Raw genomic sequence first — 21,200 nt, forward strand, 5'->3', positions numbered from 1 at the left:
CCTCAGGGCAGCGTGGTGCTCAGAGCCTCCACCGTCCTGGTAGCGGCGTCACCCCGGCCATACGGCGCGGCGTCAGTGGCGGGCGGCGCCGGACGGGAGGCATGCGCGGCCACGTCCGCGAGCTCGCCGTCCAGCACGTTCCAACCGAGTGCAACCGTCTCCACCCACTCGGTCTCGTGACGCAGTGTCGTGCACGGGACCCTCAGGAGGAAGGCCTCCTTCTGCAGCCCGCCCGAGTCCGTGACGACGCCCGCCGACCTGGCGACGAGGTCCACCAACCGCGGGTACGGCTGCGGCTCGAGAACGGTGATGGCGCCGGCCTCGAGCGAGATGCCTGCGGCCGCCGCGCGGTCTCGTAGGCGGGGATGGGCGAGGAGGAGGACCGGCCGGGAGAGCCCCGCGAGGGCACCGATGATGGCAGCGAGGCGCTCGGAGGCATCGGTGTTCTCAGCGCGATGGATCGTCGCGACCAGATAGCCGCCCTCCTCGATGCCAGGCGGCAGCGGCGCCGGACCGCCGGCAAGACCTGCGTCACGCACCCGGTAAAGCACGTCCGCCATGACGTCACCGACGAGGACGGTGCGTTCGCCGAGCCCCTCCGCCCGGAGGTGGCTCACGGCGGCATCGGTCGGCGCCAGAAGGAGGTCAGCGGCGTGATCAGTCATCACGCGGTTGTGCTCCTCGGGCATGCGACGGTTGAAGGAGCGGAGACCCGCTTCCAGGTGTGCGACGGGCTGGTGGATCTTCACCGCGGCGAGCGCGGCGGCCACGGTCGAGTTCGTGTCCCCGTAGACGAGGACCCAGTCGGGACGATGCTCGAGCATCGCCCGCTCGAGGCCGGGGAGCATCGCACCGGTCTGCTCAGCGTGACTCCCCGAGCCGACGTGGAGGTTGAGGTCCGGGCGCTGGATGCCGAGGTCGGCGAAGAACACGTCCGACAGGGCAGCGTCGTAGTGCTGTCCCGTGTGAACGATGACATGCTCATGGCCCGCTGCCGCGAGCGCATGCGCCACGGGCGAGAGTTTCACGAACTGTGGACGAGCTCCGACGACACTGAGAATTCTCACGCAACGACCCTACCGACAGGGATCACGGCGGCACCCAAGCCAGTCACCGAGTCGTGAAGTGTCCTGGGACGTCCCGGGCCGGGTCGATCATCCGAGCAGGTTGATGGGACCATGAGCGAATGACAGTGCCGAGCGAGGAGTCCGACGCGTGAAGCGCCTGTGGTCAGCCCTCAAGGAGCTCATGCCACTCCTGCCGTCGAATGCGCGCCGCTTCCTCATCATGTTCGCGGTCGCCTCCAGCTCCCTCGCGTTGCTGGACATCGCCGCGCTCGGGCTGCTCGCTCTGACGATGACCCCACTGGTCCAAGGGCGGGCGCTGACCTTGCCCCTGATCGGTGAGGTGTCCTCGGACTACACCGTGTGGGTCATCGGGGCCGTCTGCGCACTGATCATCCTCAAGAGCATCCTGTCGATCCTGCTCCAGTGGTTCGCGACCCGGCGCTTCGCCGCGTACGAGCTCCTTATCGGCGACCGCCTCTTCTCTGCGTACATCCATGCCCCCTGGACCGAGCGACTCAAGCGGAACTCGGCCGAGCTTGTCCGTCTGGCAGACGTGGGCATCGGCAACACGACCGCCGGACTCCTCCTCCCGGCAGCATCGCTCCCTACGGAGGCCGTGACGTTTGTAGCGGTACTGGCGGTTCTCGTCGTGGCCGAGCCGGTGACGGCGGCCATCACCCTTGTCTACCTCGGGCTGGTTGCGGCGGTGCTCTACTTCGTCATCTCGAAGCGCGCGGTCGTCGCCGGACGAGTTAACCGCGACTACTCCTTCCGGATCGCTACGCTCATGACCGAGATGGTAGCCACGCTCAAGGAGATCACGCTCCGGAACAAGTCGGACGAGGTCGCCGACGTGGTGCACCGCAACCGCGTCCACACCACCAGAGCGCGCGCAAACATCCAGTTCCTCAGTGCTGTCCCGAAGTTCGTCGTTGAGTCGGCTCTCATCGGTGGCTTCGTCCTCGTCGGCGGAGCCGCCTACCTCCAGGGCGGCCCGGCTAGCGCCCTCAGCGCTGTCGCGCTCTTCGCTGTCGCTGGCTTCCGGATGATTCCCTCGGTCACCCGATTCCAGGGAATCGTCACGCAAACGTCCTCAACCGTTCCACACGCGAATGCTGTGATCCGGGACATCAAGCTCGCCGAGCGCTACACCAGCACCGCCGACCGCATCGGCACGAAGAAGCTCGAGCACCAGCCGGAGCTCCTCGCTCTCAAGGACGTCGAGTTCACTTACCCGGGCGCGCACACGCCCGCCGTCACCGGCGTGACCCTCAATGTGCCGATCGGGAGCTCGCTTGCGCTGGTCGGTGCTTCCGGGGCTGGGAAGTCGACGCTCGTTGACATCTTCCTCGGGCTTATCGTCCCGTCGGGTGGAACGATCACCATCGACGGCGAACCCCTGGTCGACGTCCTGGCGGATTGGAGATCAAGGGTTGGGTACGTGCCACAGGACGTCTCGCTGTTCGATGCCACCATCGCGCAAAATGTCGCACTCTCCTGGGAGAGCGAAATCGACGAGAACAAGGTCCGCGCAGCTCTCGCCCGCGCCCAGCTCCTCGACGTAGTCGAGAACCGGGCCGGTGGTCTTCACGCGCGCATCGGCGAACGAGGCATGGCACTGTCCGGTGGACAGCGACAACGGCTCGGCATTGCGCGGGCGCTGTACTCGGACCCGCTCGTTCTCGTGATGGACGAGGCTACGAGCGCGCTCGACACCGCGACCGAGGAGGCCGTCGCGAAGGCCATCCGTGAGCTGCATGGCGACGTCACAGTCATCAGCGTCGCTCACCGACTCTCGACCATCCGGCACAGTGACCAAGTGTGCTTCATGCGGGACGGGCAGATCGTCGCAAGAGGTACATTCGACGAGGTCGTCGCTTCCGAACCCGATTTCGCCCACCAGGCGAGCTTGGCGGGGCTGGCGTGAGCGGTGCCGACACCCCCGACGTTGACGTCGTCGTTGCTGTCCACGACCTCTCGCGGCCCGTCGCACGCTGTGTCACCTCCGCGCTCGCCGGAGCAGGATCGCATGTCCGCGTGACTGTGGCGTGCCACGAGCTCGACCCTGCCGAAGTCTCGAAGCTGATACCTGCTGACCCCCGCCTCCGATTCCTCGCTGTCAACGACGGCCTCGGCAGTCCTTCCGGGCCCTACAACGCAGGGATTGACGCCGCGACCGCCCGTTACGTCACCATTATTGGCTCCGATGACTTCTTCGAACCCGGGGCTCTCTTGACCTGGATCCAGGACGCTGACCGGCTGCGCTCCGATGTCATGCTCGCCCGCGTGCGGATGCAGGATGGGACAGATGTCCACACGCCGCGCGTACGGCCGTTCCGGTCCCGCCGCCTATCCCTTGTCAAGGACCGCTTGGCGTATCGGACTGCTCCACTCGGCCTGCTGCGTAAGTCCACGATCGACACGCTCGGACTGAGACTTGTCCAAGGAATGCGCTCGGGCGGCGACGTAGCGTTCACCGCTCGCCTGTGGTCGTCACCCGTCAGGATCGACCTCGCACGCTCCGCGCCAAGGTACGTCGTGGGCACCGATGCCGAGACGCGGGTCACGACGTCGGTTCGGCCGATCACCAGTGAGTTGCGGGCATTCGAACAGCTACTCGACGAGCCGTGGCTGATAGATCTTCCCGAGGCTGAGCGTCGTGCACTCGCGGTCAAGACGATCCGAATCCATCTTATTGGGGCGATTCGCCGTCGTGATGCGCTGACAGCCTGGGACAAGGGCGAGCCCGAGTGGCTGCGCAGATTGCTGAGCGAGTGGGTAGACCTGGCACCAAGCACCCTGCGCCCCTTCAGCAGGGCCGACAGGCGCTTGCTCGACGCGGCGCTGCAGCCGCACGTATCCGCGGCATCACTGGTCGCTGCAGTGCATAACCGGACTACAGCGGGACGGTGGGAATCGGTCCTGACCCCTGACCCTGTCGGAAATCTGGACCGGGAGTCCACCCTGCGTTACTTCCTCGCCGACAAGTTCTGGCGATGAAGTCAGCACCTACCAGTCATCCGGTCATCGCGGCCACACCTCTGTAGATCTTCTGTAGCGGGGCCACGTAGCGGTCTGCGCTGTAGTGCGACGCCACCCACCTACGCGCATCCAGGCGCCGACTGACAGCAACTGGGTCATCCAGTGCGTGAAGGACGTGCTCGATCGACTCGTCGACAGAGCCGGAGAGGACCGGCGGCGCTCCGCCCTCGGGATGTGGCAGGAGCACACTCGGTACGACGACAGGCGCCCCCACAGCCATGGCCTCGTGCTCGCTGACAGCGAGGATGGTGCTTGCCTGGCCGATAACAACGTCAGCCTCCGCCAGGATCGACAGGTAGTCCGCGTGTGCTGCGCGCGGATGCAGTTCCACACCCAGCCTCGCTGCATCAGGCGCGGCTTCGCCCCATGCCAGCCCTTCCAGGCGGACGTCGCGTGGAAGCACTGCGCGCAGTTTCCTCGCGAGCTCCAGCATCGTCGGAGCACCTTTTACCTCCGACCACCTTGAGGCGAAGAAGACTCGACGTCGACCATTGACGCCCGGCGTCCACTGCGGAAGACCAGCGATGTCGACGAAGGCGGGCATGTACTCCGCGTCCGGCCGGGCGGCGCGCGCCTGCTCCGCCGTGTCTAGGTTGGTGTAGAACACGTGCTCGGCTCCGTCGATGGCACGGGAGATCTCGTCGCGGTACACCGGATCCGTCCACTGCTCCCGGATGTCGGTGCCATGCAGGTGAAGAAGGTACGGCCGGTGCGGCATGAGCGGCTCACGCAGGAGTCGGGCGCTCGTCGCGTAGTGCACGTGGACGACGTCGGCGCGCCGCAGTGCGCGTATACGCCGCGCTACGAACGGGACGTACTGGAGCCGGTCCAGTCCGCCCTGCGGGGCTCGAGCCGGCCGAACCTTCGCTGGCGGTAGATAGCCCCAGTTCAAACCAGCACGGCGCGCCGCTTGGACGAGGTTGAGCGCGACGAACGCACAGTCGTTGAAGTGGAGAACGGCCGGCTCAGCGGTCATGAGCATCACCTTAGGCGACAGGTCAGCACAGCCTGATGGCAGGATCCTCTCGTGCCCACTCGCCGATCTCTCCTCATTCTCTCCTTCTCCCCTATCCACGCCGACGCCAGGGTCCTGCGGCAGGTCCGACTGCTGGCTGACAGGTATGAGGTGACGACCTGCGGCTACGGCCCAGCCCCCGATGGCGTCGCGCACCATGTCCAGATCCCCGACGACGTCGTGTACTGGCACAAGAACCGTTCGCTTCTCCTTCAACGTCGTTTTGCCGCTGCGCACCGCTCGAGCCCAGCCGTCAGCCACCTTTGGGACCTGCTTCCCCGCGACCACTTCGATGTCGTCCTTGCGGACGACATCGACACGGTGCCGCTCGCACTCTCGCTCCGTCCACGTGCGGGAGTTCACGCAGATCTGCACGAGTACGCACCCCGGGAGAATGAGGAGTCGTGGCGCTGGCGTGCCTTTGTCGCGCCATACTTCCGTTGGCTGTGTCGGACCTACCTGCCGCAGGTGCATAGCGTCAGCACTGTAGGCGCCGGGCTCGCAGCGGAGTACCAGCGAGAGTTCGGTGTCAGCCCGTCTGTCGTAGTGAACGCTCCGCGCCTGGAAGACCTCGAGCCGGGGACAGTCGTCGAGCCCATCCGACTCGTGCACTCCGGGAATGCACGACGGAACCGCAAGCTGGAGCTCATGTTCGACGCCGTGGCAGCGTCACGCTCGCGCGTCACGCTCGACCTGTACCTCATGCCGAACGACCCGGCGTACCTCTCCGAGCTTCACGAGCTGGCGAAGGGACTGCCACAGGTACGGATCCATGACCCCGTGCCTCCGGAAGACCTTCCCCTGACACTTTCGTCCTACGACGTCGGCGTGTTCGTCCTCCCACCCGTGACCTTCAACTACCTCTGGGCCCTGCCAAACAAGTTCTTCGACTTCGTTCAGGCGCGTCTCGGCGTCATCGTGGGGCCGTCGCCCGAGATGGCCGGGATCGTCCGGCGCCACGAGCTGGGCGCCGTCACCGACGACTTCACAGCGGACTCACTCACCCGGGTCCTCGATGAACTCGAGCCGGCCACGGTGACTCGATGGAAGCTGGCATCGCACGCAGTGGCTCCCCAGTACTCGGCACAACGGCAGGCGCAAGGCTGGGCCGACGCAATCGACACGCTCGCCGCGCGGCTGGACTGACCCGTCAGCACGACCTACTCAGGGGTCGATGCCGGGGCCCTGGTAGCGTGACAACGTGCGAATCGTGGCCGTGACGACGTGGTTCCCGACTTCGGTCGCCCCCACTAGCGGCGCCTTCGTCGTCAAGGACGTCCGCGCGATTGCCTCGCTCGGGCACGACGTGCAGGTCGTCCACCTCGTTCCGCCACACCAGGACGACGGGACCAGGCGTGTCGTGCACGAAGGGCTTCAGGTTGCCCGGCTGCCGATGCGTACGACGAGCCCTGCTGACATCGTGAGGGTTGCACGCGCTCTCGCCGCCTTCATCGCCGGAGCAGACGTGGTCCACTCGATGGCGATCTCCTCGCTCCTACCGCTGTCGATCCGTCGGCCGTCCGTACCGTGGGTCCACACCGAGCACTGGTCCGGTCTCACGTCACCGCAGAACCTTCCGACATCGTGGCGGCTCGCGCTCCCCATGGTGAAGCGGCTGCTAGCCCGTCCGGACGTGGTGACCGCCGTCTGCGACTTCCTCGCACAACCCATCCGCGCCGAGCGGAGCGGCCGGCCCACGCAGGTCGTACCCTGCATCGTCGAGACGCCGGTTCCCGTTCCCCCACGTCCGGGACGAAGCGACGTCCTGCGACTCGTCAACGTCGGTGGACTCATCGAGCGCAAGGATCCTGTGCTCGCGGTCGAGACCGTCGCCGCGCTGAGAAACAGGGGCGTTGACACGGAGCTCGTCCTCGTCGGCGAGGGTCACCTACGTGACGCCGTTGTCCGGCGGACAGGCGAGCTGGGCCTCGAGTCCCGGGTAAGGCTCACCGGCCCCCTCCCGCGCTCTGGGGTGCTGGTCGAGCTCGCGGCGGCGGATCTCTTCTTCGGACCGACAAGGGGAGACAACTTCTTCGTCTCGGCGGCCGAGGCTCTTGTCAGCGGTCGCCCCGTCGTCGTCGGTGCGACCGGCGGGCAAGGGGAGTACATCGCCCCCCAGGTAGGAGCACTGGTCGCCGAGCAGACCCCGTCCGCGTACGCCGAAGCGATCCTCCGGGTCGACGCACAGACGAGAGGCATGTCGGCCGACGAGATCTCAGCCACGGTCGGACCTCGGTTCTCCGTGCCCGTTGTGGCCGAGAGCTACGGCCGGGCCTACGACACAGCGAGGGACGTCAGCCGGTGACCCCACCCGTCGACGTCGTCATCGCCGTCCACACCACACGTCGTCCGATCGGCAGGGCGGTCGCCTCCGTCCTCGACGGGAACGGCGACACCACACGGCTCACCGTCGTGTGCCACAACGTCCCGGTGGACCAGATCGCGGCGGTGGTCGCTCCTGAGCATCGGGCACGCGTGCGGTTCCTCGAGCACCGCGACAACGTGCGAAGTCCCGCTGGGCCCTTCAATGCAGGGATGCGTGCCGCCGACGCCGACTTTGTCTCGATCATGGGCTCTGACGACATGCTCGAGGCCGGGGCTGTCCACTCGTGGTTGCAACTCGCCGAGCGAACCGGAGCGGAGACGGTCATCTCCCGGCTCGTCATCGGCCACCGGCGAAGGCCGGTCCCCACTCCTCCTGTCCGCCCGCTGCTCCGCGGCCCGGCACACCCGGTCAAGGACCGCCTCAGCTACCGCAGCGCTCCGCTCGGTCTGGTCTCGACCGAGGCGCGCCGGCGACTGGGACTGGAGCTGGTCGAGGAAATCGTCGTCGGAGACGACGTCCCCTACGTGACCCGCCTGTGGTTTGAAACCCGTGTGGCCGTGGACAGGCATGGTCCGGCCTACGTCATCGGCGAGGACGCGGAAGACCGCGTTACCTACGAGCGGCGGCCCGTCATCGTCGAGCTCGAGTTCGTCCGGCATCTCTTGGCACAGCGATGGTTCCGCGATTACGGCCTTCGTGAACGACGTGCGATCTGCACCAAGCTCGCCCGGATTCACCTGTTCGGCGCGATCTACCATCGGCAGGACGCGACCTTCTGGGATGCGGAGAACCGAACGGCTCTTGCCACGGTCACCGATGAGCTGCTCCTCGCAGCACCAGGCTTCGAACGACCCCTGTCCCTCGCCGACCGCGCACTTCTAGACGCAGCCCGTACCCCACAAGTGCATGCTGACAAGCTCACCGAGTTGGCAAGGAAGAGACGCAAACACGGACGCCCTGCCACCGTCGTCACACGCAGCCCGCTGCACCTGCTGCACCGTGAGGCACCGATTCGCATGATGACCAGTTCGATCCTGGTGAGGTAAGCGTGGAACCCCGAATCACTCACCTCTTCGACTGCGCAGACGTCGGCGGGACCCTCGTCCGTGAAGCGCGTCGGCAAGATCTCCCCTGGCGCTACGTACCGGGGCTAGCCGATGTCCCGCGGCGGAAGTACGTGGGTGACTACTACGTCTGGACGGGCAGGCGCATCGCCTCGCTCCTCCGCTCCGACCTGTTACACCTCCACTACGGCGGCCGCACCGCTTGGGCACGCAAGTTCCCTCGCCGACCTTACGTTGTCCACCTACACGGGACCGACATCCGTACCCAGTACCGCGACCCGCGATACCGCGACGAGATTCAGCAGGGGCTCGACGGCGCTCGCGCTGTCGTTTTCTCGACGCCCGACCTTGCAGACGCGGCCCTTGAGGCACGACCTGACGCGACTTATCTGCCGAATCCCATAGATGTCAGTGATCTACCGCAGTGGGCTCCGGCCGACCGCCCGACGGTCGTGTTCACGTCGCGGTGGGAACCGGTCAAGGGCCTCGACTGTCAACTCAAGATTGCCCGGTTACTGCGAGAGGCACTTCCGAACAGTGTTGACATCGTCGGGCTCGACTGGGGCGAGGGGGCCAAGGCCGCAGCTAGGGCAGGCGTACGCCTGGTCCCGCCCATGCCCCGACCGGCGTTCCTGGCATGGGTTGCCTCTGCGCACCTGGCCGTAGGGCAGTCTGCGGGACTTCTCGCCATGAGTGAGTTACAAGCACTGGGCATTGGGGTGCCGACATTTATTGCCCACCCCCTCCCCACATATCCAGCTCCACCGGTTCTCATAGGAGACCTCGGGGATGCCGGTGACATAGCGCGACACGTGATAGCCGATCCCGCAGCGAGAAGTGCGGCGTTGAACTCACCTGCCTGGATTCGTAAGCACCACGGCGTGGAGCACGCCGTGGCACGACTACGTGGGATCTATCGAGCCGCACTCGGAGGAGAATGAACCGGCACCTGCTATACGTGGCATGGGGTTTCCCGCCGGCTCGCGGGAGCGGTGTTTACCGCGCGCTCGCTACACCGAACCTGTTCGCGCAGGCTGGATGGCGGGTAACCGTACTAACGGCGAGCACCGAGTCGTTCGAGAAGTACACCGGCGCTGACCACTCGCTTGTCGACCTTGTTCACCCCGACGTTAGAGTCGTGCGTCTGCCCTTTGAGCGGCCCTATCTCGATGGCGAACTAGCCACGTGGTCCCGGTTCCGTATCGAGATGCCCGACCTGTGGCTGCGTTGGAGACGTGCCGCCGACGTGGCGCCGTTTCCAGAGGCGAACTATGGGTTCTGGCGGCGACCACTGGAACGCGCGGCCCGAGCAGTACACCGGGAAGACCCCGTCGACCTAGTGATTGCGACGGCCAATCCTCATGTCGACTTTGTGGCGGCTGCCGAACTGGCCAAGGTCGGCGTGCCGTACGTCATGGATTACCGCGACGCGTGGCAGCTTGACGTATTCAGTGGTGCACGAGTTGCTGCGCCGCGGAGCAGGGTCGCCCGATGGGAGTCCCGTCTGGTTGCTGGCGCAAAGGAGGTGTGGTTCGTCAACGAGCCGATCCGTACTTGGCATGCAGAGCTGTATCCCGAGCACGCGGACCGCATGTACGTCGTTCCCAACGGTTACGACGGCGGGCTCCGCCCTCGTCGTATTCCTACACCGACGAAGGAGGCGACCTTCGGCTTCCTCGGCACTATCAGTGAGAAAGTCCCGATGGCTGAGTTCATTAACGGCTGGAAGGGGTTCCGTGAGCTGAGGGATCGTGCCGGATGCCGAGCGCTCCTCGCGGGATACGTCGGGTTCGGAGGCGAGTCCACGGGTTCCGGAGATCTATCGGAGCCAACTGCCAGGATGGAGTACATCGGTCCGGTGCCCAAGGGCGACGTCGCCAACTTTTACGCCCGTTGCGACGCACTTCTCCTTGTTCTCGGATCTGGCAAGTACGTCACGAGCGGCAAAGTGTTCGAGTACCTTGCGACGGGTCTTCCGATCGTTTCTGTCCACGATCCCCGGAATGCGGTGAATGACGTGCTGCGTGGCTACCCGCTGTGGTTTCCGACGGAGGGGCTCGAGCCCGGTCAGATTGCACGCGCGCTTGAGCGCGCAGCACGCGAGGTGCAGGCTCCCGATCCTGATCGATGGCGAGCAGCAGCTACCTGGGGGCCTCGTGTCGCACGGGCTGCGCAGCTCGCACCCAGGATCGAAGCGCTCGCCAGTGGGGTGCACAAGCGTGGCTGAAGGCATGCGCGTGACGGTCCTCTGCCTGGACCCGAGCATCACTGCAGCCGACTTAGCAGCACGGGCCGCCGACGTCTGCGACGCCCTTCCGGACCACACGGTGGTCACTATCGTCGGTCCGGTAGAGGTCGCGGAGTATGCACACCGGCCTGTTGACATCGATGTCGGGACCCTGAGCCGCGTGTCTGGACCGCTTGCCCCGCTTGTGCGGGCCTTCAGGGGGAACATCAGGGGCCGTCGCGCCTGGCGGGCACTACGTGCAGATGCGGACGCTATGGAGACCCTTCGTACCGCGGAACTCGTCGTCGTAGTGGACCCACTGGCCAACCGTGCAGCATGGGTTCTGGCCAAGAAGCATGGCGTTCACGCGGTCACCGGACTTCGCGCAGTCCGCTACGCCGTGAACCAGGCGGCCGGCAAGTAGTTGACTCAGACTGTCGGTTCCTTCCTACACAGTGCTGAACACACCCGACCGCTTGCCCGCGGGCCTGCGGCCAACGACCCGTACAGCGAGGGCTAGTGTCGAAGCCCGTAACCTAATGCAGATTCACGATGTCGTGCCGTTCGAATACCACTGGAGGATGCATGGCCGAGGCGCAGGACGGCGTCCGTGTGGTGCTGGCGACGCGGATCTTCACCCCGGAGCCGGCAGCGGCGTCCTTCCGTCTCGCGGCGCTCACCCGGGGCCTGGCGTCTCTCGGCGCGCGGGTGCGGGTGCTGACGACCACCCCGCCGCCGGGCATGGACGCCTCGGCCGGCGTCCCGGCGGCCGTCGAGCGCTGGCCGGTGCTGCGTGACGCCGAGGGCTACGTGCGCGGCTACGTCCAGTACCTCAGCTTCGACCTGCCGCTGCTCCTGCGGCTCCTGCGCACCCCTCGTCCCGACGTCGTCGTCTGCGAGCCGCCGCCGACCACCGGCGCCGTCGTCCGCGCCGTGAGCGCGCTGCGGCGCGTCCCGTACGTCTACTACGCGCCGGACCTGTGGGCGGACGCGGCCGAGTCCGCGGGGATGCCCGGGGTGGTGGTGCGCGTCCTGCGCGCGGTGGAGCGCTGGGCCATGGGCGGTGCCGCCACGGTGGTCGCGGTCTCCGCGCCCGTCGCCGCCCGGCTCACCGCCCTCGGGGTGAAGCACGTCGAGGTCGTGCCCAACGGCGTCGACACCGAGGTGTTCACCCCGGACGGCGCCGCGGTCGACACCGACGGACGCCCGTACCTCCTCTACGCCGGCACGGCCTCCGAGTGGCAGGGGGCGGACGTCTTCATCCGCGCCCTCCCCCGCGTCCTCGCCGAGGTCCCCGACGCCCGCCTCGTCTACCTCGGGCAGGGCAGCGACTGGCCGCGGCTCAAGGAGCTCGCGCGCGACCTGCCTGCCGGCTCCGTCGAGTTCCACCCGCGCGGGCCGGCCGAGGCTGCTGCCCGCTGGCAGCGCGGCGCGGCCGCCTGCCTGGCGAGCATCATCCCCGGCCGCGGCTACGACCTCGCGTACCCGACAAAGATCCACTCGTCACTCGCCTGCGGCACGCCCGTCGTCTTCGCCGGCGTGGGCGCCGCCGTCAGCGAGATCCGCCAGGAACGCCTCGGCTGGGCCGTCGACTACGACGTCGACGCCGTCGCCAGCGCGATGATCGGCGCCCTGCGCGCGCAGCGCACCGACGCGGAGACGCGCCGGCTCTCGGGCTGGGTGCGCGAGCACCGCTCCGCCGCGGCGACCGGGCGGCTGGCCGCCACGGTCGTCACCGGTGCCGCGAAGGCCGGCTGACCGGTCAGCAGTTCCGCACGAAGCGCTGGGTGTTGTAGATGTAGTTGCCGGCCTCGACGGTGCCGACGGCCACGTGGGTGTTGTTCGGGTTGAGGATGCCCGTGCGGTGGTCCGTGGAGTTCATGTACCAGTCCATCGCGTCGCGCGGGTTGGGCGCGGTGCCCCGCTGGTAGGTGCGCACGATGTGCTCCCCGCCGCGGGTGCAGCCGACAGCCCGCGCGTCGGCCGCGATCGTCTCGCTCGAGGCGTGCTGGATGAGGCTGCGCTCCGCCATCCACGTGGAGTGGCGCACCGCAGCTGCGCGGAGGGCGGGCACGGCGCGCACGGGGGCGATGCCCCGCGCCGCGCGCTCGGCGTTGATCATCTCGATCATCCGCTCGTCGTACTCGTTCATGCTCCCCACGCGCGGCGGGACGGGGTGGTTGACCGCGTTGCGCAGGCCGATCGAGTCGCTCCCGTTGCCGTCCCAGTCACCGACGAGCACGCCGTCGCCGCGGGCGCCGTAGGGCATGACGATGTCGGCGGCTCCCCCGGCGATGGTGTTCTTCATGTGGAAGACGTCCCCGCGCCGCACGCCGAGGCTGTCCGCGCCGTTGCCGTCCCAGTCGCCGACCATGACGTCGTCGCCGGGGCGGCCGTAGGCGACCACCCGGTCGGCGTTCCCCCCGGTCAGCGAGTTCTTCAGGTGGTAGGTGCTGCCGCGCCGCACCCCGAGGGTGTCGGTGCCGTTGCCGTCCCAGTCGCCGACGAGGACGACGTCGCCCGGGCGTCCGTAGGGCACGACGACGTCCGCCTCACCGCCCGTGAGGCTGTTCTTCACGTAGTACAGCGAGCCGCGGCGCACCGCGGGCGTGTCGACGCCGTCGCCGTCCCAGTCGCCCATGAGGACGACGTCGCCGGGGCGGCCGTACGCGACGACCCGGTCCGCCGGGCCGCTGGAGAGGCTGTTGCGGAAGTGGAAGTCCTTGCCGCGGCGGACGGCGAGCGTGTCCGTCCCGCGCCCGTCCCAGTTGCCGACGTAGACCTCGTCGCCGGCGTGCCCGTAGGCGAAGGACAGGTGGGTGATCCCCGCCCACGTGTTCGTCAGGTGGTAGCGCGGTCCCTCGCCCTCGACCTCCCCGCCCTTGGCGGCGGCGGGCAGGGCGACCGCGGTGAGGCCGACGGTCAGGGCGGCGGCGAGCAGGCGGCGGCGTGCGGTCATGTGGTCTCTCCCCCACGTGTGGTGTCCGGCTGTCCACGGTACGAGGAGTGCGGGGCGTCGGGCACCTCGGAACCCGTCGTCCTGGTCACATCGACGCCGGCACCCCGGCCCCGACCGCCGCGGGCGGAGGAGGACCGGGGTGCCGGCGTCGTCGTGTCAGCGGGTGGAGAAGGCGGCGTCGAAGGCCGCCTCGGCGGGCCGGAAGGAGAGCTTGCGGACGAACTCGAGGGCCTCGGGGGCGCCGACGAGGCGGTCCATCCCGGCGTCCTCCCACTCGACCGACAGCGGGCCGTCGTAGCCGATGTGGTTGAGCATCCGGATCGCGTCCTCCCACGGCACGTCCCCGTGGCCGGTGCTGATGAAGTCCCAGCCGCGGCGGGGGTCGGCCCACGGCAGGTGGGATCCGAGCCGCCCGTTGCGCCCGTTGAGGCGGCGCTTGGAGTCCTTGCAGTGGACGTGGAAGATCTTGTCCCGGAAGTCGAGGAGGAAGGCGACCGGGTCGAGGTCCTGCCACATGAAGTGGCTGGGGTCCCAGTTGAGGCCGAAGGCCTCGCGGTGGCCGATCGCCTCGAGGGTGCGCTGGGTGGTCCAGTAGTCGTAGGCGATCTCCGAGGGGTGCGGCTCGAGCGCGAAGCGGACGCCCACCTCGTCGAAGACGTCGAGGATCGGGTTCCAGCGGTCGGCGAAGTCCCGGTAGCCGGCCTCGACGAGCTCCTCGGACACGGGCGGGAACATCGCCACGTACTTCCAGATCGAGGAGCCGGTGAAGCCGGTGACGGTCTTGACCCCGAGTCGCGCGGCGGCCCGCGCCGTCATCTTCAGCTCCTCGGCGGCCCGCTGACGGACGCCCTCGGGCTCGCCGTCGCCCCAGATGCGGTCCGGGAGGATGTCGCGGTGGCGCTGGTCGATGGGGTCGTCGCAGACGGCCTGGCCCTTGAGGTGGTTGGAGATCGTGTAGACCTTGAGCCCGTTCTTCTCGAGGATGTCGAGGCGGTTCTGGACGTAGGCGTCGTCCTCCGCGGCCCGCCACGGGTCGAGGTGGTCACCCCACGAGGCGATCTCCAGGCCGTCGTAGCCCCACTCGCCGGCGAGGCGGGCCACCTCCTCGAAGGGCAGGTCGGCCCACTGGCCGGTGAAGAGCGTGATCGGTCGAGCCATGGTCAGTCTCCAATCGTCGTGAAGGTGCTGTGCTGCGCGCTGGACCGCTCGATCGCGTCGAGCACGCGCTGGACGTGCAGGCCGTCCTCGAAGGAGGGGGCGGGGTCCTCGCCTGCGCCGATCGCCCGGACGAGGTCGACGGTCTGGTGGACGAAGCCGTGCTCGTAGCCGAGTCCGTGGCCGGCCGGCCACCACGCCTCGATGTAGGGGTGCACCGGCTCGGTGACGACGATGCGGCGGAAGCCGGCGGTCTCGGCGGGCTCGGTGGCGTCGTAGAGGTGGAGGACGTTCATGTCCTCGAAGTCGAAGGCGATGGCGCCCGTGGTGCCGCTGACCTCGATGCGGATGGCGTTCTTCCGCCCCCACGCGAAGCGGGTGGCCTCGAGGACGGCCGGTGCCCCGCTCGAGAGCCGGGCGAGGAAGATCGCCGAGTCGTCCACGGTCACCGGTCCGCGCTCGGTGCCGCCCGTGCCGTGCAGCCCGCTGAAGCTCTCGGCGACGGGGCGCTCGGTGACGAAGGTGTCGAGCATGCCGGAGACGCCGGCGATCTGCTGCCCGGTGATGAACTGCGTGAGGTCGATGATGTGGGCGCCGATGTCGCCCAGCGCGCCGGAGCCGGCCTTCTCCTTGTCCAGCCGCCAGGACAGCGGGGCGTCGGCGTCGGCGAGCCAGTCCTGCAGGTACTGGGCGCGCACCTGGCGCACCTCACCGATCCGCCCGTCGGCGACGAGCTGCTGGGCCAGCCGCACGGCCGGCACCCGCCGGTAGGTGAAGCCCACCATCGAGCGCACCCCCCGCTGCCGGGCCGCGGCGGCAGCCGCCGCCATCGTCTCGGCCTCGGCCACGGTGTTGGCCATCGGCTTCTCGACGAGCACGTGCTTGCCGGCCTCGAGCGCGGCCACCGCGATCTCGGCGTGTGTGTCCCCCGGCGTGCAGATGTCGACGACGTCGACGTCCTCCCGGTCGAGCACCCGGCGCCAGTCCGTCTCCACGGCGTCCCAGCCCAGCTGCCGGGCGGCGCTCGTCGCGCGCTGCTCGTCCCGCCCGACGAGGACCGCCAGGTGCGGCTCGAGGGGGAGGTCGAAGAAGCGGTGCGCGTTGCGCCACGCCTGGGAGTGGGCGCGCCCCATGAAGGCGTACCCGATCATCGCCACGCCGACCCGCGGCTTGTCCTCACTCATCATGCTCCTTCAGATGTGGGACCGGGGGCGCCGGACCAGCCGGCGCCCCCGGATCCTGGGTGGCTCAGGACGCGAAGGCCGAGTCGATGAACTGGTCGACGTTGTCCGCGGTCACGACGGGCGCGTACAGCTGGATGAGCCGCGGCACCTCGACCTCGACGAGGTCGGACATGGCCTTGCCCTGCGCGAGGAGACGGGCGAGACGGACGCCGTCGGCGGCCTGCGTGGCCGGGTAGATGACGGTGGCCCGCACGAGGGAGTCGCCGGACTGGATCTCCTCCATCATGTTGCGCGAGCCGGCGCCGCCGACGACGAAGAACTCGTCGCGGCCGGCGTTCTCGATGGCGGCCATGACGCCGAGGCCCTGGTCGTCGTCGTGGTTCCAGATGGCGTCGATCTCGGGCAGCGCCTGGAGCAGGTTGGACGTGGCCGACTCCCCGCCCTGAACCGTGAAGTCCGCGGCCACGCGGTTGGCGACCTCGAGCCCGCACTCGGACAGGGCGTCCTCGAAGCCCTGGCTGCGGTCCTGGGTGAGCGGGAGGTTGTCGATGCCGGCGATCTCCGCGATGACGGCGTCGGGCTGGTCGCCGAGCTGCTCGCACATGTACTCGCCGGCGCTGACGCCCATGCCGTAGTTGTCGCCGAGGACGGTGACGCGGGCCGCGTTCGGGTCGGAGAACTCACGGTCGACGTTGATGACGGGGATGCCCGCCTCCATCGCCTCGAGGGCGACGCCGGTGAGCGCGGCGCCGTCGAAGGGCAGGATGACGATGGCGTCGACGCCGTCGTTGATGAAGGTCTCGACCTGGCTGATCTGGAGGTTGACGTCGTTGGTGCCCTCGGCCATCCGGAAGTCGATGTCCTCGTACTTCTCGGCCTCCTCCTGGGCGAGGCTGGTGATCGCACCCATCCAGCCGTGGTCGGCCGCCGGGGCGGAGAAGCCGATGGTGACCGTGTCACCGGTGTCGTCGTTGCTCGACCCGGCCTGCTGCTGGGAGTCGGAGCCGGTGGTGGCATCGTCGCCCTCGACCTCCTCGGGGGTGTTGCCGGTGCAGCCGGCGACGAGCAGGGCGGCCGAGAGGCCGGCGGCGACGGCGAACCGGCGGCGCGTGGTACGTGCGGACATGAGGGGTTCCTCCTTGAACTGGGATGGGCTGGTGCTGCTGGGGGGCTAGCTGGAGCCGCGGGCGGCGAAGCGCTGCTGGAGCAGGACGGCGAGGACGATGATCGCGCCCTGCGCCACCGCCTGGACCGAGGTGGACAGGTTGTTGAGGACGAAGATGTTCCGCAGCATCGCGAAGATGAGGACGCCGAGGACGGTGCCGACGATGGTGCCGCGGCCGCCGATGAGCAGGGTGCCGCCGACGACCACCGCGGCGATGGCGTCGAGCTCGAAGAGGAGACCGTGGGTCGAGGTCCCGACGTCGGTGCGCGCGAGCATGGTGACCGCGGCGATGCCGGTGGCCAGGCCGGAGAGGGCGAAGAGGTACATGGTGTGGCGCTGGACCTTGATGCCGGCCAGGCGCGCCGCCTCGGGGTTGCCGCCGACGGCGATGGTGCGGCGGCCAAAAGTCGTGCGGTTGAGCAGGACCCAGCCGAGCGCGGCGATGACGAGGAACATCCACACCGTCATCGGCACCCCGAGGACGTCGGCGCCGAAGAAGTCACTGAATCCGCTCACCTCGCCCCTCCCCTGGCTCAGGTCCCGGTGGGGGATGAGCTGGGTCTGGCGGCCGGAGATGATCTCGGCCAGACCGCGGGCCGCGACGAGCATGGCCAGGGTGGCGATGAACGAGACCACACGCCCGTAGGCGACGATGATGCCGTTGACGACACCGGCGGCCGTCCCGACCACCATCGCGGTGAGCGCGATGACGATCCAGTGGGTGTCGGCGGCCATCGTCTGGGTCGCGAGGGTGGTCGCCCACACGGTGGCCAGGCCCATGACGGAGCCGACGGACAGGTCGATACCACCACCGGTGATGACGAAGGTCATCCCGATGCTGATGATCCCGATCGTCGCCGCGAGGGCAAGGATCGTCGTGATGTTGCTCGCGCTGAGGAACCGGTCCCCGGCGGTCACGACACCGGCCACACCGATGAGCACGACGGCGATGACGAGGCCGAGGCTGCGGAGCGCGCCGCCCCCGCCCCCACCGCGCCGTGCCCGCGTGGTGGGCTGGCTCGGCTCGGGAGCGAGGTCCCGGTTCGTGGGCGGCAGGGCCGGCGAGCTGCCGCCGGCCGCGGAGGTGTCTGCCGCTGCGTTCTCACTCATGCGTGAGTTCCTTCCATGACGAGGTCGAGCACGCCGTGCTCGTCGATCTGGTCTGCCGGTCCGTGGTGGACGACGCGGCCCTCGGCGACGACGAGGACGTCGTCGGCCAGGCCGAGGACCTCCTCGATCTCGCTGGACACCATGAGCACGGCGGCGCCGGAGGCCGCCAGGCGGCGGATGAGGCCGTAGATCTCGGCCCGGGCACCGACGTCGACGCCGCGCGTGGGCTCGTCGAGCAGGAGGATGTCGCAGCCGTGGACGAGCCACCGGGCGAGCATCGCCTTCTGCTGGTTGCCGCCGGACAGGGTGCGGATACGGCGGCCGCCGTCCGCCGGAGCCACCTGGAGGGAGCGGATCTGCTCCTCCGCGGCCTTGCGCTCCGCGCGCTCGTTGAGCAGGCCCGAGCGGGCGAAGCGCGCGAAGGTCGAGAGGGTGATGTTGCGGTAGACCGGCTCGTCGAGGAGCAGGCCCTGGCTCTTGCGCTCCTCCGGGGCCAGACCGATGCCGGCGCTGACGGCCGCGTCCACCGAGCCGGCGCGCAGCTTCTTGCCCCGCACCCGCACCGCACCGCCCGTGGCCTTCCGCGCGCCGTAGACCGTCTCGAGGATCTCCGAGCGTCCGGCGCCGACGAGGCCGGCGAGCCCGACGATCTGGCCCGCCCGCACGGTGAAGCTCACGTCCTCGAAGACGCCGGCCAGGGAGAGGTTCTCGACCTCGAGCAGGGCCTCACCACGCTCGTGGGTGCCGCGGCCACCGCCGAAGTCGACGCCGACGCTGCGGCCGGTCATCAGCTTGATGAGCTCGGGGGTGGGGGTGTCGGCGACCGCGAGGTTCTCGGCGACGGTCCGCCCGTCCTTGAGGACGGTGATGCGGTCGCCGATCTTGCGGATCTCCTCGAGCCGGTGGGAGATGTAGATGATCGCGACGCCGTCGGCCGACAGGGTCCGGACCACCCGGAAGAGGTTCTCCACCTCCTCGGGGTCGAGCACCGCCGAGGGCTCGTCCATGACGATGACCCGGGCGTTGTGCGACAGGGCGCGGGCCATCGAGACGACCTGCTTCCCCGCGGCGGAGAGGCGCCCGACCTCACGGCCCGGCGGGATCTCCGGGTGGCCGAGGCGCCCCAGGAGCTCGCGGGTGCGGCTGTGCGCCTCGGAGCGGCGGAGCAGCCCGCCCCTGGACAGCTCGTGGCCGAGGAAGATGTTCTCGGCGACGCTCAGGCCGTCGACGACGTCGAGCTCCTGGTACATCGTCGCGACACCGAGCTCGATGGCCGCGGTGGGCGAGCCGATCGTCACGGGCTCCCCGTTCCACCGGATCTCGCCGGAGTCCGGCTGGTGGGCGCCCGCGAGGACCTTGATGAGCGTCGACTTCCCGGCGCCGTTCTGCCCGAGCAGGCAGTGCACCTCGCCGGCACGGACCTCGAGGTCCACGCCGTCGAGGGCCTTGGCGCCGGGGAAGTGCTTGACGATGTCGGAGAGACGGAGCAGCTGTGCTGGAGGGTCTGCTGTGACCATGGCGACACTGTAGGGGCCTGTTCTGATATTCGTCAATCAAAAGTCGCGCACAAGGATGATAGTTACGTGAGCGTGACCTGTGGAAGCATCGATGGTTTACTCGTCGCATGGTCATACTTCCGACAGGTCTCGAGGAGCGAGGTGACGTTCGCCGAGAGGCTGATCCTCGGTCGGCAGGCACCCTGTTCCAGCTGATCCGCGACGGGCGGCCGCGCACGCGCGCGGACCTCGCGGCCGTCACCGGCTTCGCGCGGCCCACGGTCGCCGCGCGCATCGACGAGCTGCTCGGCTCCGGTCTCATCGTCCCCGCGGGCGAGGCCTCCTCCACCGGCGGGCGCCCGCCCGCCACTTTCGCCTTCAACCCGGGCGCGCGCATCATCCTCGCCGCGGACCTCGGCGTGAGCCACGGCCGCCTCGCCGTCACCGACCTCGCCTCCACCGTGCTGACCGAGCGCTCGCTGGAGATCGCCATCGGCGACGGCCCCGAGATGGTGCTCGACGCCGTCACCACCGCCCTGCAGGAGATGGTCGAGGAGCTCGGGCGCCCGGTGTCCGACGTCGCCGGGGTCGGCATCGGCCTGCCCGGACCGGTGGAGCACCGGCTGGGCCGCGCGATCAGCCCGCCGATCATGCCCGGCTGGGACGGCTTCGACGTCCCCGGCCACGTGAGCCGCACGCTGCCCACCCCGGTGCTCGTCGACAACGACGTCAACATCATGGCGCTCGGCGAGCACGCGGCGCGGTGGCCCGACGTCCGCGACCTCGTCTTCATCAAGATCGCCACGGGCATCGGCGCCGGCATCATCTCCGACGGCCAGCTGCGCCGCGGGGCGCTCGGCGCCGCCGGCGACCTCGGCCACATCGCCGTCCCCCGCGGGCGTCCCGTGCCCTGCCGGTGCGGCAACGTCGGCTGCCTCGAGGCCCTGGCGAGCGGCCTGGCCGTCGTCGAGTCGCTACGCGCGCAGGGCGTGGACATCCAGCGCACCGCGCAGATCGTCGACCTCGTGCGCTCGGGGAACCTCACGGCCAGCCAGACCGTGCGTCAGGCCGGACGCGACATCGGTGACGTCGTCGCCGGCTGCGTCAACCTCCTCAACCCCTCGGTCATCGTCATCGGCGGGATCGTCTCGGAGGTGGGCGAGCACCTGCTGGCCGGCATCCGCGAGGTCGTCTACAGCCGCTCGCTGCCGCTGGCGACCCAGCACCTGCGCATCGTCGCCTCCCAGACCGAGGGCCGCGCCGGGGTGCTCGGCGCCTCGCAGATGGTCTCCCAGCAGGTGCTCTCGGCACCCGCCATCGACGAGCTGCTCGCCCGCGGCTGAGCACGCCGAGCAGGAACGACCAGGGGCCCGCAGCCATCGGCTGCGGG

At 68.9% G+C, this 21,200-nt stretch carries 18 protein-coding genes; 10 read left to right on the plus strand and 8 right to left on the minus strand.

Translation table 11 applies throughout. The features are described 5' to 3' along the window. Positions 1-2 precede the first annotated feature (2 nt). Positions 3-1,067 (minus strand): non-hydrolyzing UDP-N-acetylglucosamine 2-epimerase, encoded by a 1,065-nt coding sequence (wecB, locus tag AA0005_RS15545; RefSeq protein WP_413451037.1) that lies wholly within the window; start codon positions 1,065-1,067, stop codon positions 3-5. A 148-nt stretch (positions 1,068-1,215) separates the two neighbouring features. On the opposite strand from wecB, the gene AA0005_RS15550 reads away from it, so the two are divergent. Next, positions 1,216-2,994, plus strand: coding sequence for an ABC transporter ATP-binding protein (locus AA0005_RS15550; protein WP_413451038.1), 1,779 nt, complete (start codon positions 1,216-1,218; stop codon positions 2,992-2,994). Next, positions 2,991-4,067 carry a glycosyltransferase gene (locus AA0005_RS15555; protein ID WP_413451039.1) on the plus strand — a complete coding sequence of 359 codons (1,077 nt, stop codon included), beginning with the start codon at positions 2,991-2,993 and terminating at the stop codon, positions 4,065-4,067. The genes AA0005_RS15550 and AA0005_RS15555 overlap by 4 nt, the downstream gene beginning before the upstream one ends. Before the next feature lie 16 nt (positions 4,068-4,083). Here the strand turns inward: AA0005_RS15555 and AA0005_RS15560 are convergent, their stop codons facing one another. Next, positions 4,084-5,487: a hypothetical protein gene (locus tag AA0005_RS15560; RefSeq protein WP_413451040.1), complete on the minus strand. Its 1,404-nt coding sequence runs from the start codon at positions 5,485-5,487 to the stop codon at positions 4,084-4,086. 285 nt (positions 5,488-5,772) lie between these two features. On the opposite strand from AA0005_RS15560, the gene AA0005_RS15565 reads away from it, so the two are divergent. From AA0005_RS15565 to AA0005_RS15595, 7 genes are all read left to right on the plus strand, one after another. Beyond that, complete coding sequence (locus AA0005_RS15565) at positions 5,773-6,270, plus strand: hypothetical protein (protein ID WP_413451041.1); 498 nt, start codon at positions 5,773-5,775, stop codon at positions 6,268-6,270. A gap of 55 nt (positions 6,271-6,325) precedes the next feature. Further along, the gene (locus AA0005_RS15570) at positions 6,326-7,429 is read left to right on the plus strand and encodes a glycosyltransferase (protein ID WP_413451042.1); all 1,104 of its coding nucleotides are present in this window, start codon (positions 6,326-6,328) and stop codon (positions 7,427-7,429) included. Next, positions 7,426-8,496, plus strand: a complete 1,071-nt coding sequence (locus AA0005_RS15575; RefSeq protein ID WP_413451043.1) for a glycosyltransferase family 2 protein — start codon at positions 7,426-7,428, stop codon at positions 8,494-8,496. The genes AA0005_RS15570 and AA0005_RS15575 overlap by 4 nt, the downstream gene beginning before the upstream one ends. 131 nt (positions 8,497-8,627) lie before the next feature. Further along, a complete protein-coding gene (locus tag AA0005_RS15580) occupies positions 8,628-9,455 on the plus strand; it encodes a hypothetical protein (protein WP_413453110.1) in 828 nt (275 codons plus the stop codon). After that, entirely contained in the window at positions 9,452-10,741 is a 1,290-nt protein-coding gene (locus tag AA0005_RS15585; RefSeq protein WP_413451044.1) for a glycosyltransferase, read from the plus strand. Before AA0005_RS15580 ends, AA0005_RS15585 begins: the two co-directional genes overlap by 4 nt. Beyond that, positions 10,734-11,165, plus strand: a complete 432-nt coding sequence (locus tag AA0005_RS15590; RefSeq protein ID WP_413451045.1) for a hypothetical protein — start codon at positions 10,734-10,736, stop codon at positions 11,163-11,165. Before AA0005_RS15585 ends, AA0005_RS15590 begins: the two co-directional genes overlap by 8 nt. 161 nt (positions 11,166-11,326) lie before the next feature. Next, on the plus strand, positions 11,327-12,499 hold the full coding sequence (locus AA0005_RS15595; RefSeq protein WP_413451046.1) for a glycosyltransferase: 1,173 nt from the start codon (positions 11,327-11,329) through the stop codon (positions 12,497-12,499). Between the two features lie 4 nt (positions 12,500-12,503). Here AA0005_RS15595 and AA0005_RS15600 read toward each other — a convergent pair whose 3' ends face one another. The 6 genes from AA0005_RS15600 to AA0005_RS15625 form a co-directional block, all read right to left on the minus strand. Then, positions 12,504-13,700 carry a CAP domain-containing protein gene (locus AA0005_RS15600; RefSeq protein ID WP_413451047.1) on the minus strand — a complete coding sequence of 399 codons (1,197 nt, stop codon included), beginning with the start codon at positions 13,698-13,700 and terminating at the stop codon, positions 12,504-12,506. A gap of 156 nt (positions 13,701-13,856) precedes the next feature. After that, positions 13,857-14,858, minus strand: a complete 1,002-nt coding sequence (locus tag AA0005_RS15605; RefSeq protein ID WP_413451048.1) for a sugar phosphate isomerase/epimerase family protein — start codon at positions 14,856-14,858, stop codon at positions 13,857-13,859. Positions 14,859-14,860: 2 nt separating this feature from the next. Further along, positions 14,861-16,039 (minus strand): Gfo/Idh/MocA family protein, encoded by a 1,179-nt coding sequence (locus AA0005_RS15610; RefSeq protein ID WP_413451049.1) that lies wholly within the window; start codon positions 16,037-16,039, stop codon positions 14,861-14,863. 64 nt (positions 16,040-16,103) lie between these two features. Then, on the minus strand, positions 16,104-17,165 hold the full coding sequence (locus AA0005_RS15615; protein ID WP_413451050.1) for a substrate-binding domain-containing protein: 1,062 nt from the start codon (positions 17,163-17,165) through the stop codon (positions 16,104-16,106). A gap of 45 nt (positions 17,166-17,210) precedes the next feature. Next, complete coding sequence (locus tag AA0005_RS15620; RefSeq protein ID WP_413451051.1) at positions 17,211-18,314, minus strand: ABC transporter permease; 1,104 nt, start codon at positions 18,312-18,314, stop codon at positions 17,211-17,213. Then, positions 18,311-19,831, minus strand: coding sequence for a sugar ABC transporter ATP-binding protein (locus tag AA0005_RS15625; protein WP_413451052.1), 1,521 nt, complete (start codon positions 19,829-19,831; stop codon positions 18,311-18,313). Before AA0005_RS15625 ends, AA0005_RS15620 begins: the two co-directional genes overlap by 4 nt. Positions 19,832-19,938: 107 nt before the next feature. Between AA0005_RS15625 and AA0005_RS15630 the strand changes: the two genes are divergently transcribed. Continuing rightward, positions 19,939-21,153: an ROK family protein gene (locus AA0005_RS15630; RefSeq protein WP_413451053.1), complete on the plus strand. Its 1,215-nt coding sequence runs from the start codon at positions 19,939-19,941 to the stop codon at positions 21,151-21,153. Positions 21,154-21,200: the final 47 nt, after the last annotated feature.

Origin of the sequence: Georgenia phoenicis, assembly GCF_047302425.1 — a bacterium.
In the GTDB taxonomy this organism is placed as follows: Bacteria; Actinomycetota; Actinomycetes; order Actinomycetales; family Actinomycetaceae; genus Oceanitalea.